This window comes from Porphyromonas somerae (assembly GCF_022845615.1).
GTDB lineage: Bacteria > Bacteroidota > Bacteroidia > Bacteroidales > Porphyromonadaceae > Porphyromonas_A > Porphyromonas_A somerae.
The window spans coordinates 873,905-887,966 of record NZ_AP025559.1; the positions used below are offsets into that span (position 1 = coordinate 873,905).

General features: G+C 41.9%; 11 protein-coding genes. 10 read left to right on the forward strand and 1 reads right to left on the reverse strand.

Annotation, left to right across the window (positions count from 1 at the left end):
• Positions 1-57: 57 nt before the first annotated feature.
• The 9 genes from MWL85_RS03655 (at position 58) to MWL85_RS03695 (ending at position 11,501) form a co-directional block, all read left to right on the forward strand.
• Complete coding sequence (locus tag MWL85_RS03655; protein ID WP_244401457.1) at positions 58-1,293, forward strand: S-adenosylmethionine:tRNA ribosyltransferase-isomerase; 1,236 nt, start codon at positions 58-60, stop codon at positions 1,291-1,293.
• Positions 1,286-2,989 (forward strand): MATE family efflux transporter, encoded by a 1,704-nt coding sequence (locus MWL85_RS03660; RefSeq protein WP_244401458.1) that lies wholly within the window; start codon positions 1,286-1,288, stop codon positions 2,987-2,989. Before MWL85_RS03655 ends, MWL85_RS03660 begins: the two co-directional genes overlap by 8 nt.
• Positions 2,970-3,236 carry a hypothetical protein gene (locus MWL85_RS03665; RefSeq protein ID WP_244401459.1) on the forward strand — a complete coding sequence of 89 codons (267 nt, stop codon included), beginning with the start codon at positions 2,970-2,972 and terminating at the stop codon, positions 3,234-3,236. The genes MWL85_RS03660 and MWL85_RS03665 overlap by 20 nt, the downstream gene beginning before the upstream one ends.
• 43 nt (positions 3,237-3,279) lie before the next feature.
• On the forward strand, positions 3,280-4,641 hold the full coding sequence (gene mtaB, locus MWL85_RS03670) for a tRNA (N(6)-L-threonylcarbamoyladenosine(37)-C(2))-methylthiotransferase MtaB (protein WP_244401460.1): 1,362 nt from the start codon (positions 3,280-3,282) through the stop codon (positions 4,639-4,641).
• Entirely contained in the window at positions 4,625-5,557 is a 933-nt protein-coding gene (locus MWL85_RS03675; protein ID WP_244401461.1) for a lysophospholipid acyltransferase family protein, read from the forward strand. The genes mtaB and MWL85_RS03675 overlap by 17 nt, the downstream gene beginning before the upstream one ends.
• On the forward strand, positions 5,554-6,558 hold the full coding sequence (locus MWL85_RS03680) for a glycosyltransferase family 2 protein (protein ID WP_244401462.1): 1,005 nt from the start codon (positions 5,554-5,556) through the stop codon (positions 6,556-6,558). The genes MWL85_RS03675 and MWL85_RS03680 overlap by 4 nt, the downstream gene beginning before the upstream one ends.
• Positions 6,555-7,421, forward strand: coding sequence for a hypothetical protein (locus tag MWL85_RS03685; RefSeq protein WP_244401463.1), 867 nt, complete (start codon positions 6,555-6,557; stop codon positions 7,419-7,421). The genes MWL85_RS03680 and MWL85_RS03685 overlap by 4 nt, the downstream gene beginning before the upstream one ends.
• A 35-nt stretch (positions 7,422-7,456) precedes the next feature.
• Complete coding sequence (locus tag MWL85_RS03690; protein WP_244401464.1) at positions 7,457-10,087, forward strand: valine--tRNA ligase; 2,631 nt, start codon at positions 7,457-7,459, stop codon at positions 10,085-10,087.
• A 79-nt stretch (positions 10,088-10,166) separates the two neighbouring features.
• Positions 10,167-11,501 carry an MATE family efflux transporter gene (locus MWL85_RS03695; protein WP_244401465.1) on the forward strand — a complete coding sequence of 445 codons (1,335 nt, stop codon included), beginning with the start codon at positions 10,167-10,169 and terminating at the stop codon, positions 11,499-11,501.
• 710 nt (positions 11,502-12,211) lie between these two features.
• On the opposite strand, the gene MWL85_RS03700 is transcribed toward MWL85_RS03695, so the two are convergent.
• Positions 12,212-12,730, reverse strand: a complete 519-nt coding sequence (locus MWL85_RS03700; RefSeq protein ID WP_244401466.1) for a helix-turn-helix domain-containing protein — start codon at positions 12,728-12,730, stop codon at positions 12,212-12,214.
• A 621-nt stretch (positions 12,731-13,351) separates the two neighbouring features.
• On the opposite strand from MWL85_RS03700, the gene pepE reads away from it, so the two are divergent.
• Entirely contained in the window at positions 13,352-14,062 is a 711-nt protein-coding gene (pepE, locus tag MWL85_RS03705) for a dipeptidase PepE (RefSeq protein WP_018028042.1), read from the forward strand.

Genomic DNA, 14,062 nt, shown 5'->3' on the forward strand with positions numbered 1-14,062 from the left:
TTTGAGGCTTTAATATCCTAAGTAGTCAAAGCTTTTAATTAGCTTTGTAAATAAAATATGGAAATGATGAATCCGCAAGAGATACGAATTGAAGATTATACGTACAACCTCCCACCAGAAAGGATTGCAAAGTATCCTTTGGAGGAGAGAGACCACGCTAAGATGCTCTATTATTCCGAGGGCAATATAGAGAGTTATGACTTTACCGACTTGACTAGTCTATTGCCTAGCAATTCGGTATTGGTGATGAATACCACCAAGGTTATTAGAGCTCGATTGACTTTTTTTCGTCAAACTGGTGCTCGAATAGAGGTCTTTTGCCTTGAGCCGTACTCTCCATCGCTCTATGAGTTGTCACTAAGCACAAAACATGAGGTCATCTGGCATTGCCTGGTGGGGCAGTCACGTAAATGGAAGGAAGAGTACCTGTACCAGCCTCTTGCAGATGGTACCCTATTAAGGGTAAGTAGAGTGGACGGTCATTGCAGCAGTGGCTCTTTAATTCGATTTGAATGGTCCAATGAGATGACCTTTGGAGAACTCCTTGAGCACTTGGGTGAGTTGCCTATTCCCCCGTACCTTAATAGAGATACAGAGGAGAGTGACCTGAGGGATTACCAAACGGTCTATGCTCGTGAAGAGGGTAGTGTGGCCGCACCTACGGCTGGCCTTCATTTTACAGAAGACCTGCTTTCAAGGCTCAAGGAGAAGGGGGTAGACCAGATCCCAATAACTCTGCACGTAGGTGCAGGTACTTTTTTGCCCGTGAAGAGTGCTACAATGGGAGGGCACGAGATGCATACTGAGGTGATTGAAGTACGGCTCTCATCTCTCCAGTCTATTTATAATGCACTCCTCGAAAAAAGGCCTATAGTGTCGGTAGGCACGACCAGCACCCGCACTTTAGAGAGTTTGTACTATATGGGTATTCAGGTTATAGAGTCGGCAAATGACCCCCTCAGTGTACCTCAATGGATACCCTACGAAACAACAACCTCTGCTACAACTGAGGAGGCGATAAAAGCCTTGATAGACTACCTGGAGGACAAGGGTGTTGATCGATTGTTTGGGCAGACCCAATTAATCATTGTTCCTGGATACGCCTATAAGCTGGTTGATTATTTGATTACCAATTTTCACCAGCCCAATAGCACTCTGCTATTATTGGTAGCTGCATTCATAGGGAGCGATTGGCACAAGATATATGACTTTGCTTTGCGTAATGATTATCGCTTTCTAAGCTATGGAGATGGCTCATTGCTCAAGAAAAGACAGGTAAGCTCAAATGTCTGAAACCAGTGCGATAAATAGGCGAATACTTAAACTCGCTCTGCCTAATATACTGAGCAATCTCACAGTACCTCTTCTAGGGATTGTAGACCTCACGCTCTCAGGACACTTGGAAGATGCCTATGCCATAGGTGCCATAGCCATAGCTACCACTATGTTCAATCTCATTTATTGGAATTTTTCGTTCCTTAGAATGGGTACTACAGGCTTGACCGCACAGTCTCATGGAGCTGGCAATCACCTTGCTATGGGTCGGAACCTCACCCAATCGCTGTTGATTGCTTTAATGGGTGGGGTATTTATCTTGCTATTGCAGCAACCGATATTAAATCTCACTTTATTGATTCTTAAGCCAGAGGGTGGGCTTATTTCATACGCCACGATCTATTATGATATAGTTGTATGGGGAGCTCCAGCCGTATTATGCACATTAGCCCTCAATGGTTGGCTTATTGGCATGCAGAACACCTGGTATCCGATGGCGGTTAGTATTATGACCAATGTCACTAATATCGCCATTAGTGCCTGCTTGGTGATATTGGGGGGAAAAGGCATCACCGGTATTGCTACTGGTACCCTTGTGGCACAATGGCTTGGTGCTACATCACTGCTGATCGGAGCCTATCTGCTCTATTTTAAGAAAAATCGTGTCTCGCTACCGAGAAAGCTAGAAGAGCTAAAGGTGGGGCTACGCAGATACTTTGGCACCAATCTCCACATATTTCTGCGTACTATACTCATCTCATTGATTTCGGCCTTTTTCACCTATGCGGGGTCTACCCAAGGGGCTTTGATACTGGCTGCAAATGCGCTTCTATACCAGGCCTTTACCTTCTTCAATAACTTTGTTGATGGCTTTGCATTTGCAGGTGAAGCAATTGTAGGACACTATTATGGGATGAAAAATAGGCACTTGCTTACAAAGTCGGTTAAATTGCTGATAGTATGGGGCGCTACATTTGCATTAATAACTAGCTTGCTGTATTTCATTATTTCGGAGCCTTTTCTTGCCTTTTTAACTGATAAGGAAGAGGTGATCAATATTGCTCACAACTATTTGATTTGGGTCTACCTATTGCCTGTTTTGGGTTTCCTCGCCTTCTTATACGATGGCGTATTTGTAGGGATTACTGCAACTCGCGAAATGCTACTAAGTATGTTGTTTGCTGTTGCGGTATTTTTTGCTCTCTATTTTACGCTACCATTTACAGATGTCAATCATAATCTTTGGGCAGCCTTTGTTATGTACTTATTGGCGAGAGGTGGGTGCCAAATCCTTATGTCTCGGAAGATGGTTGGGCTAGGTAAGCCCTTTGAGTATGTCTACACGCTCTCGGTAGGGACCACCTATTTGGATTCGGAAGAAAAGATAAAGAATTATCTCGCAACTGAATTTCCAAGCAGTCAGTTCTCTAGCTTTTACATCACCGATGATGTATCAGAGTACTCGTCAAGAAAGTACCTAAATAGTGTGCTACGAGTGGAAAGCGCCCTTACACTAGATGAGATGATTGCAAAGACAAAGCAAATTGAATCTCAATTTGGGAGGAAGAAAGAACCCACTGGTGATGTAGCTCTGGATATTGATGTGGTGCTTATGGATAGCCAAATACTTCGAAGCAAAGACTTTAATAGAGATTACTTTCAGATCGGATATAACGAAATTGAATCAACTCATCATGGACAAGAAAACTACTAGACGAGTTTATGGCTACACTTGTAGCTACTTGCTTTTAGCACTTTCACTGCACATTGCCAATCATTTCTTCTTTGAGAGTTATTTCTTGCAGAACATGGCATTATACATACCTTTTATGATGCCTCTACACATGATGGGATTAAGACAGAAAGGCAAAATGGTTTTTGATGACACTACCTATCTACTGATGTTTATATTTATGATGGTTGTCTCCATGGTCCTTTACACTCTTTTCTACTTCCTTTGATCGACCTCATCTATAGCCAAAAAGTGTTATCTTTGCATTACGTATGATGATAGATAATATAGGAGATAAAGGAACCCTCATAGGCAAGCGTTTTGTATTTGAAACGTTGGGGTGTAAACTTAACTTTTCTGAGTCGAGTCACTTGTCTCGTGCTTTGATTGAAAAAGGCATGAAGGTTGCTGACTCAGGAGAGGTGGCAGATATATGCTTGGTAAATACTTGCAGTGTTACAGAGGTTGCTGAAAAGAAAGGGCGTCAACTAGTTAGGCGTCTCCATAGAGAGCATCCGGGTGCACGTATAGTAGTTACTGGTTGCTACGCTCAGCTTAACCCTGAGGCATTTTTAAGTCTGGAGGGAGTCGATTTGATTATAGGTGCTCGAGATAAAGGGCGTTTACTAGAATATATTGAAGGGCTTGAGAGTAGGGGAGTAGATGGTCACTTAGTACATACCCCTATTGAGGAGGTCGATTCATTTGAGGCCTCTATATCAAGTGAAGGCCGCACCCGTCACTTCTTAAAGGTACAGGATGGTTGCGATTATAGATGTAGCTATTGTACTATTCCTAAAGCTCGTGGAAAAAGCCGGAATGGGACGATAGAGGAACTAGTAGAATTGGCTCGAGGAGTAGCACGCAGTGGAGGCCGTGAAATAGTTCTTGTAGGTGTAAATGTCGGGGACTTTGGACGTAGTACAGGGGAGCAGTTTATTGACCTTTTACGTGCTTTAGACGAAGTGGAAGGGATCGATCGCTATAGAATATCCAGCATTGAACCAAACCTTATTACGGATGAAATCATTCGCTTTGTGGCACACTCTAAGAGGTTTGCTCCTCACTTTCACATTCCGCTCCAAAGTGGTAGCGATGAGGTGTTGAAGCTCATGCGTCGCCGGTACAATCGATCGCTTTTCAAGCACAAGGTGATGCTTATTAAGGAGATAATGCCTGATGCTTTCATAGGGGTAGATGTGATTGTAGGAATGCGTGGCGAGTTGGATGAGTATTTTGAGGATGGGCTCAATTTTATCGGCGAATTACCAGTCAGCAAGTTACATGTCTTTTCGTATAGTGAGCGCCCTGATACTGATGCGTTAAAGATCCAGCCGATAGTTCCTCCCGAAGTCAAGCACCAAAGAAGCCAAAGATTGTTGGAGCTGAGCGATAAAAAACATGTTGCCTTCGTTCAATCACAACTTGGTACTCAGGGAAGGGTATTGGTGGAGCATCACGCATCTGGTGCTGATGGTCAGTGGCTCTATGGGTATACTGGTAACTATGTTCGCGTGCGTCTTCCTTTCCGATCAAATATAGAAGGGCGCCTTGTGGAGGTGAAGTTACACGATATAATTGAGGGCGACTGTGTAGTTAGTGGCTCATTTATAGACGATGAAAGAGCTGAGTAAAGGGGAAATTTGGCGAGGGAAGCTATTGTATTCCCTACTACGACTAATCGGATATTTACCTAGTTGGTGGCACTATGGTATGAGTTGGTGCATCTCATATCTACTGCAATACGTGATTGGCTATCGTAGGAAAGTTGTACAAGCCAATTTAGCACATTCTTTTCCCGAAAAGAGTAAATCTGAGCTCCGAAAACTTGAGCGGGCTTTCTATCATCACCTATGCAATGTGGGAGTAGAGACGGTGATGCTAACCGCATTTGGAGAGCGTCGGTTTAGGCGCCACGTGAGTATTGAAAATCCTGAGCTGATTGAAGAACTACACAAAGAAAATAAGCGCATCTTTTTCTTACTCGGCCATTACGGCAATTGGGAGTGGTATACGGGATGTCAGTTGCTGCTACCTGTGACTGAATTCAACGTTGCTTTTGTGCGACAGAAAGGTGCTTGGCACTATGTTCTATCAAAGCTTAGAAGCAAATTTGGCGCTCAATTGATGGATAAGTGGGATGCAGCAAAGATTATTCTGCACCAAAGAAACGATAATAGCAATAAGACCTATATAATGGTGGCTGATCAAGCTCCAGGTATTGAAGGAGCAGAGCTTTTCGTTAACTTTCTAAACCAATACACAGCAGTAGTTACTGGTATGGATCGTCTGGCGAAGATGTTAGGAGCAGCGGTAGTCTATGTAGATGTGGAGCGTCCGAAACTTGGGAAATACCGACTTAAGCTTGTGGAAATGACAAGAGATGCTAGTCAGCTCCATAAACATCAACTATCAAAAGACTTTATGCAGCTACTGGAAAAGACCATCAGAAGAAAGCCTGAGCTATGGCTTTGGTCTCACAAACGGTGGAAGGTGACTCCAGAGCTAGTAAAAGAGCGCTTTCCACATAAAGATATAGAAATGGCATGAAAGAGATAGCCATAGTAGTACTTTCATGGAATGCACAACCATTATTGGAGCGGTATTTGCCTGATTTAGTACAGCATACCCCTCTAGATCTTGCTGATATTATACTAGCAGATAATGGTAGTAGCGACGCCTCTGTAGCTTATGCTAAAAGTCTTGGCGTAAAGGTAATTGAATTAGGAGAAAACTATGGTTTTGCTAGAGGTTACAACGAAGCAATAGCTCGCTTGGAACATAATTATGTACTACTACTCAATAATGATGTGCGAGTATCTCCAGGCTGGCTCGAACCCCTCTACCACTTCATGGAAACCCACAGGGATGTGGTGTCAGTACAGCCAAAGATAAGATGGGATAGAGCTCCTCAAAGCTATGAATATGCTGGGGCTGAAGGTGGATATTTGGACTACCTCGGATATCCTTTTTGTAGAGGACGTATTTTTGAGACACTTGAGAAGGATCACGGGCAATACGGCTTAGAGCCTAAAGAGGTCTTTTGGACGAGTGGGGCAGCAATGTTAGTTCGCAGGAAAGTCTATATTGATGCTGGAGGTTTTGATGCTTCGTTTTTTGCTCATCAAGAGGAAATAGACCTATGTTGGCGATGGCACATTGCAGGGCATCGACTATTTGTAGTACCTGAAAGTACTGTGTATCACTATGGTGGTGCTTCGCTCAGTAGTACTGATCCTCGTAAAACATTTCTCAATTTTCGCAATAACCGAAAAATGCTCTATAAGAACCTCCCAGATAGTAAACGCTTTTGGATACTAACAGTGAGGTGGTTGTTGGATCTAGTTGCCATGGCCACTTTTATGGTACAAGGTAAATGGGGGGATGCTAAAGCAGTAGTCAAAGCACTTCGAGCCTATCGTCGTATGGGAAAAACAGTCTCAGGAGATAGTGAGGCCCGAGAAGTAGCCTTTCAAAAGCTCTATAAAAGATCACTGCTAATACGATATCACATATATCGCGAGAAAACTTTTGACCAACTGAAAGTATGAAAAGAATATCAATACTCATCTGTAGCACCCTACTTTTCTCAATCCTCATAGTGGGCTGCCAAAGTAAGACTAAAAAGGGAGCTGAGCAGATGATTGCTACGGCGGATAGCCTTATTAATATTGATGCACTAGACAGTGCTTTAGAGTGGCTGGATAGTGTGAAAGTGGTATATCCGAATGAGGTTGAGAGCCGACGTAAAGCCCTAGAAAAGTCTAGGAATGTTAGGCTCGAACTGAGTCGCAGAGACTCTCTCGCTTCTGTAGAACGTCTTGGTCTTCTTGAAGCCTATACCGATAGTCTATATCAACAATTTAGACTCATTCCGGCTAAAGATATGCCCGATGAAAACATACTTCGATTTAGAGGGTACGACCCAGCCTCAAAGACACCAGAGTCGCCTTTTATCGACGCTTATGTAGCGAATGATGGCACTCTTGAGCTAATTGCATCAGCTTCAAGTACTACCCAGTTAAATATAGTCTTCATTCGCATCTCTGACCGTGCCAATGACACTTATATACTTAGCGACACGCTGCAGTACGATGGGGGGCTGAATTATAGGTATAGCAACCTAGGTCGCCATTATGAACGACTTACTTTTGCGGGAAAAAGGGGAATGCCTTTAGGGCAATTTGTAGCCCTAGCTCCAGATAACTCTAGGCTAGGTGTAGAGTTTTGCAATGAAAAAGGAAAAGCAAAGGTACGCTTTGATCTAAATCAAGAGGCTAGGGTGGCCATCACCAATAGCTACAAGTATGTAGCTGCATTGGAGGAGATGAAAGAGATTTACATTTCACTGAATAAGCATGAAAAACGGCTCCAAAATAGTCTGAATCTAAATAGTGCGGAAAAAATAAGGTAACTTTGTCCAACTGAACATCAAATAGCTATAAACATATGAATAAGGAATTAAGCGCAAAATATGACCCATCAGAGGTAGAATCGAAGTGGTACGACTATTGGATGAGATACAAGCTGTTCTCCTCTAAGCCAGATAACCGACCACCCTACACAATTGTGATGCCACCACCAAATGTCACAGGTGTGTTGCACATGGGTCATATGCTTAATAATACTATCCAAGATATATTGATTCGCCGGGCAAGAATGACTGGCTACAATGCTTGCTGGGTACCTGGTACTGATCACGCTTCTATTGCGACGGAAGCAAAAGTTGTGGAACGCCTAGCTAGTAAAGGGATCAAAAAGAGTGACCTCTCTCGTGAGGAGTTCTTAAAGCATGTATGGGAGTGGACCCATGAGCATGGCGGAATTATCATTGAGCAGCTCAAAAAAGTCGGTACCTCATGCGATTGGGATCGCTTAGCCTTTACCATGGATGAGACACGTAGCAAAGCGGTAATAAACGTTTTCTGCGACCTTTATCGCAAGGGACTTATCTACCGTGGTGTCCGAATGATTAATTGGGATCCAAAGGCTAAAACAGCTATTTCTGATGAGGAGATTATTTATCACGAGACGGAGAGCAAGCTATACTATATTCGCTACTTTGTTGAGGGTGAGGCAGATAAGTACATTGTAGTAGCCACGACACGGCCCGAGACTATTTTTGGAGATACTGCCGTCTGCGTTCACCCAGAGGACGAGCGTTATAAGTGGCTTGAGGGCAAGAAGGTAATAGTGCCAGGGGTAGGGCGTGCCATCCCCATTATTCACGATGAATATGTAGATAGAGAGTTTGGTACGGGATGTCTTAAAGTGACTCCTAGTCACGATGTCAATGACTATATGCTAGGTCAGAAGTACAACCTTCCTGAGCTAGATATATTTAATGACGATGGTACTCTCAACCACTTAGGTGGCAAGTACGAAGGCGAAGATCGTATGGACGTGCGCAATAGCTTCATAGAGGAGTTGCAGGGACTTGGATTAGTAGAAAAAATAGAGAACTACACCAATAAGGTGGGTCTTTCTGAGCGTACTCATGTGCCTATAGAGCCCAAGCTCTCTATGCAATGGTTCCTCAAGATGAAGGAATTGGCTGCACCTGCATATCGAGCTGTAATGGAGGATGACGTGCAATTGGTACCAGACCGCTTCAAGGGAGTGTATGCCTCTTGGATGGAAAATGTAAGGGACTGGAACATCTCTCGTCAGCTTTATTGGGGGCATAGGATCCCCGCTTACTTCCTTACTGATGGCACTATTGTGGTAGGAGAAACTCCTGAAATAGCACTGAAGGAAGCTAGGAAACAGACTGGAGATCAAAGCCTTGAAATGAAGGATTTGACTCAAGACCCCGATACACTTGACACTTGGTTCTCATCGTGGCTGTGGCCTATTTCTCTCTTTGGTGACCCTTTGGAGAAGCATAATGCTGAGTTGGATTATTACTACCCAACTTCTGACCTAGTAACAGGACCTGATATCCTATTCTTCTGGGTTGCTAGGATGATTATTGCTGGCTATGAGTATAGGGGAGAAAAGCCATTTAAGAATGTCTTCCTTACTGGAATAGTGCGGGATAACTTGAGGCGTAAAATGAGTAAGTCTCTTGGTAATAGTCCTGACCCACTAGAGCTAATTGATAAGTATGGAGCCGATGGAGTACGCATGGGACTTATGACGGCTGCTTCGGCTGGTAACGATATTTTATTTGATGAGGGATTGGTGGAGCAAGGACGTAATTTCAGTAATAAGTTATGGAACTCCTTCCGTCTAATCCAAGGCTGGGAAATAAGTGATACTATCGCTCAAGAGGAGGCTCAGAAAGCTGCGATTGATTGGTTCGAACAACTTCTTAGGAAAGAAGAGACTATTCTTGCCGACCACTTTAAGAAGTATCGTATCAATGACGCTGCTTTATTGATGTATAAGCTAATTCGTGACGACTTCTCTGGAACTTATCTTGAGCTGATTAAGCCCCCTTATGGTGCTCCAATAGATAGAGCTACCATCATGGCAACGAATCGTTTTTTCGAAGAACTTCTGAAGCTGCTACATCCATTCATGCCATTTATCACTGAGGAGCTATGGCAAGCGATAGCTGAGAGACAGGAGGGGGAGAGCATTATGGTAAGCCAAGTAAGAGAGCTACAGTCCTTCGATGAGAAGGTTATAGCACAGATGGAGAGAGATCGCTCTATAATTACACAAATACGTAACTTGAGAGCCAAGAAAAATCTATCTCCAAAGGAAGAGTTGGAGCTGCATACAGAGGCTAATCTTTCCGACGTTTCAAAGGCGGTTATTACCAAACTTGCTAATATCACTAGCTATCAACACCAACAGCCACGTGAAGATGCAGAAATGGTTACATTCCAGATTGAAACATCTCTCTTTGGGATACCTGTGGCAGGACTTGTTGATGTAGCAGCAGAAATCGAAAAGCTGAAGGCAGACCAGGAGCACCTGCAAAAGTTCCTCAAAGGTGTACAGAGCAAGCTCAATAACCCTAAGTTTGTCGATAAGGCTCCAGAGGCTGTTGTTGCCATGGAACGTAAAAAAGAGCAAGATGCAATTACAAAGCTTCAGACTATTCAAACGAGACTTGATAGCTTGGAATAAGTTTGTAGCTTTTTAAATGAGAAGAGTAGGGCAGAATACCATATAATTGGTATTTAGCCCCTCTTTTTGCTAAAGTAATATGATAGAAGGGAAAATAGACCTATCAACGAAGGAGATTCTTAGGCTATCTTGGGCAGTCTTTATTTCACTAATTGCCCAAAATCTGATTGGAGTGATTGACACTGCATTCGTATCTAGGGTTGGTGAAGTAGAGCTTGGTGGAACTGCTATGGGAAGCCTTGTTTACTTTAGCATATATACTGTAGGGTGGGGGCTAGCAAGTGGCACTCAGATAATGATTAGCCACCGATACGGTGCCAAGAAGTTTAACCAGATAGGAAGGGTTTTAGGGCAGGGTATCAGACTATTGTTACTTGCCGCATTACTTGTCATGGCACTAGGCTTCTCACTCGGTCCAAAGCTCTTCAACTCGCTACTAAGTAGCGAGAATGTGGCTAATAGTGCTGTAGACTATTGGACTTATCGTAGCTTTGGCTTTCCATTTGCCTTTCTTGCCTCTACCTTTCGTTCTTTTTTCGTTGGCATATCACGTACTAAGGTATTGACCCTTAATTCAGTGGTAATGTCCATAGTCAATATTACCCTTGATTACGGACTTATTTTTGGCAATTTTGGCCTCCCAGAAATGGGGGTTAAAGGTGCTGCTCTAGCAAGTGTGATAGCGGAATTTTCTTCGCTTGTCTTCTATTTCTTGTATACATTGTGGAGACTAGATGGAAACTTCTTTGGCCTTAATAAGGCAAATCTGATGGTATGGGACAAAGGCCTCTCAAAGCAACTATTTGGGCTTAGCTATTACCTTATGCTACAGGCCTTTGTGAGCCAAGCCGCATGGGCAATATTCTTCTTTATGATTGAAAGTTTGGGAGAGCGTCAGTTGGCAGTGGCATCTATCACAAGACAGCTGTACGTGCTTTTCTTTATACCACTCAATTCGTATGGCACAGCAGTTCGCACTACCGTCGGTCATATTGTTGGTGCTGGTATGATAGATGAGCTATGGAGCTATTTATTGAGAGCTATAAAGCTTTCATTTGGCACCATGTTGATCTTCTTTACATTCGTCCAGCTTTTCCCTGAGATACCATTGCGTATTTTTACAGATAATGCTGACTTAATCCAATCCTCTGTACCAACCCTGAGGGTGCTTGCCACAGCTGCTTTAATAGCATCAGCTGGTAATATGTTTTTCAATGCGGTTAGCTCAAGTGGTAATACGCGTAGGGTATTCCAGATAGAGATGCTCAATGCATCTTTCTATCTGATTTATGGCGCTACAGTTGTCTACTTGCTTAATGGCACAGTGGCAATGTGCTTTACAGTTGAAATCATCTACTTCCTTTCAATCGCACTAATGAGCTATAAGTCTATGAAGCGACTTATAGAGAAATAATCATAACAACACACATCTAAGAGCATGCCTTTTATTTCTCTTGGGTTACTCACTAAGAATGTGTGGTCGTTCATCTCCTTTTAATTGCCTGGAATTGTAGGCTCCACAAATAATTACAATATGCTACTTAACATAACACCTATTATAATAATAGCATAAAGGAGATGGAAAGTTCCATATAATTCCCCCATTTAAGCACTATTGATTTTTTATTAGCAAGTATAACAGACGCATAATATCTTTATCACTACAGAATACTTATTGCTGTAATAGAGTTCTATTTATTAGTATAGTATGCTCAATGGAACGTTAATATGCCTAGCGTTTCTTTATTAGAGATACTACCGATCAAGGCTCCTAATTCTTCGGGAAAACTTCAGTGCCAACAAATCTATTCTCCCAAACAAAGAGCACTGTAACTTTTCTGAACTTCTAACTGAAAATAAGGGGAAAAAGGAGCTAAAAGAGGGCTTTCAAAAATCCTCTTATCAATCACCTGGAATTCAATACTTTATATGATCGTCATCCGAGCTGCAACTAAGCAATCGGCGAGATGCAACTCGGCAAATGCTTAGTTGCAACTCGCCGATTACTTAGTTGCATCTCAACTTTTACACTACTTGCATAAGTAATTATATACCCCCAAATAATTTCAATTCCTAATTGCATATTAATATAGCAAGAAGAAATATGATTAGTAGGATAATAGCTTACTCAGCGGAATGAGTAAAGGTTTCAAATGTATTATCATCATAATAAACGATTATTTTGGTGATACTTCTTTTCACCTCAGACATTACTGTCTGTTTATCAATAGTAGTAGAAGTTGAATTATCCTGATTAGGCTCCGCAGTATTATTTCTTAATGGCTCAGAATTAGCACTAAATAGAGTTCGCTGAGAATTCGAACCGACGAAAGAGGGCTGGGAAAGGTTATCATGCGAAAGAGCTTCTCCTGAAGCAACATTAGTATTACTCGTTGAATTAATATCTTTAGTTCGTTCTCCTTGACCACTACGAATCCACTCCTCATTATAAATGGGAAATGCAGAGAGAATTTGATACATCACCATTGGACTAATATTATTTCGCCCCTTAATGACGTGATTTAACGTAGAAGTTTTTATCCCAGTTAATTCTGAAAATTCAGCTTGAGTAAGTCCTTCATCATTGATAATGGACTCTACTCTTCTCCCCTGCTCTACTAATTTTTCCTCTCTCTCATCCATAGAGTATTGTGAATTGAGATTTACAATATAAATATACTTGAAATGTATACAATGTGAATGTGAATTCACTGCAAAGTTAAACTAAATATATCAAATAAACAACCCAGATAAATATGAAATCGACCACTTCAGCTTAATGCAACTGCTAAAGCCTATAATGAATATATGTTATATTTATAATAGATTAGCAATTAAGTGCTTGTGGGATTTAGGCGGTCCCGTCATTGATGCGTTCGCATTACATTGGTTTTTGTATTCATGTACGTCTTAGAATAGTTGTATATAATATTGGAAATAGGTTGGAAATCATATAGTTATACATTTGTTATTAATCGAGTAGAAGTGAAATAACGCGTGTTTTCGCATTGGCTTAAATTGTTTAATTTCTAGCTCGGTTAAAGAAATGGTTGTCTATACGATAAATTAACAATGGGGCTTTTATTCATAATTATATACTCAATAGATTTCAAATGTGAATGCAAACGGATTTATTCACACATGTAGTTATTTACAATGTGAATTTATCTTGTTTATTTGAGGCAAGTGACTTGGGCATTTGAAGAGGGCAAAGAAATTGTTATCTTTGTAGAAGAATGTTTAATCCATAAATATGCTTTAATTATGAGACTCTTATTAATCAGCAATTCTGCTTCCCCTGGTGAACAGTATCTAGAGAAGCCAGCACAAGATATCGCAACATTTCTTGGCAATCAGAAGAAGAATGTGGTTTTCATCCCTTTCGCAGGAGTGACCTTTAGCTTTGATGCCTATGTTGATAAGGTCAATAAAGCTTTGTCGGGCGTAGGTGTTGAGGTCAAAGGCGTTCATACCTTTGATGACCCTATTAAAGCTGTAGAAGAAGCTGGTGCCATAATGGTAGGCGGAGGTAATACTTTTCAGCTTGCAAAGATGATGCAAGAGCAAGGTCTTATAGAAGCGATTAGAAAAAAGGTAATAGATGGTGGTGCTCCCTATGTAGGTTGGAGTGCTGGTAGCAATGTCGCATGCCCTACTATCTGTACTACGAATGATATGCCGATTGTAGAGCCATTGAGCTTTAATGTCCTCAATTTAGTTCCATTCCAGATTAATCCTCACTACCTTGATACCCACCCTTCTGATCACGGAGGTGAGACACGAGAGGTCCGTATTCTTGAATATATTGAAGCCAATCCCACAATGTATGTAGCAGGGTTGAGGGAAGGCTGTCGTTTTTTAGTGGAAAATGGCAAGATAAAGCTTATTGGCGTTAGGACACTTCGTGTATTCAAAAAGGGCAAACAGATTACTGAGTATAGCACAGCGGATGACATTCAATTTTTAATGGAATAA

Coding starts and splice junctions, on each gene's coding strand:
- MWL85_RS03675 (WP_244401461.1), top strand. CDS start 4,625: ATGAAAGAGCTGAGTAAAGGGGAAATTTGGCGAGGGAAGCTATTGTAT.
- mtaB (WP_244401460.1), top strand. CDS start 3,280: ATGATGATAGATAATATAGGAGATAAAGGAACCCTCATAGGCAAGCGT.
- MWL85_RS03660 (WP_244401458.1), top strand. CDS start 1,286: ATGTCTGAAACCAGTGCGATAAATAGGCGAATACTTAAACTCGCTCTG.
- pepE (WP_018028042.1), top strand. CDS start 13,352: ATGAGACTCTTATTAATCAGCAATTCTGCTTCCCCTGGTGAACAGTAT.
- MWL85_RS03700 (WP_244401466.1), bottom strand. CDS start 12,730: ATGGATGAGAGAGAGGAAAAATTAGTAGAGCAGGGGAGAAGAGTAGAG.
- MWL85_RS03655 (WP_244401457.1), top strand. CDS start 58: ATGGAAATGATGAATCCGCAAGAGATACGAATTGAAGATTATACGTAC.
- MWL85_RS03680 (WP_244401462.1), top strand. CDS start 5,554: ATGAAAGAGATAGCCATAGTAGTACTTTCATGGAATGCACAACCATTA.
- MWL85_RS03695 (WP_244401465.1), top strand. CDS start 10,167: ATGATAGAAGGGAAAATAGACCTATCAACGAAGGAGATTCTTAGGCTA.
- MWL85_RS03690 (WP_244401464.1), top strand. CDS start 7,457: ATGAATAAGGAATTAAGCGCAAAATATGACCCATCAGAGGTAGAATCG.
- MWL85_RS03665 (WP_244401459.1), top strand. CDS start 2,970: ATGGACAAGAAAACTACTAGACGAGTTTATGGCTACACTTGTAGCTAC.
- MWL85_RS03685 (WP_244401463.1), top strand. CDS start 6,555: ATGAAAAGAATATCAATACTCATCTGTAGCACCCTACTTTTCTCAATC.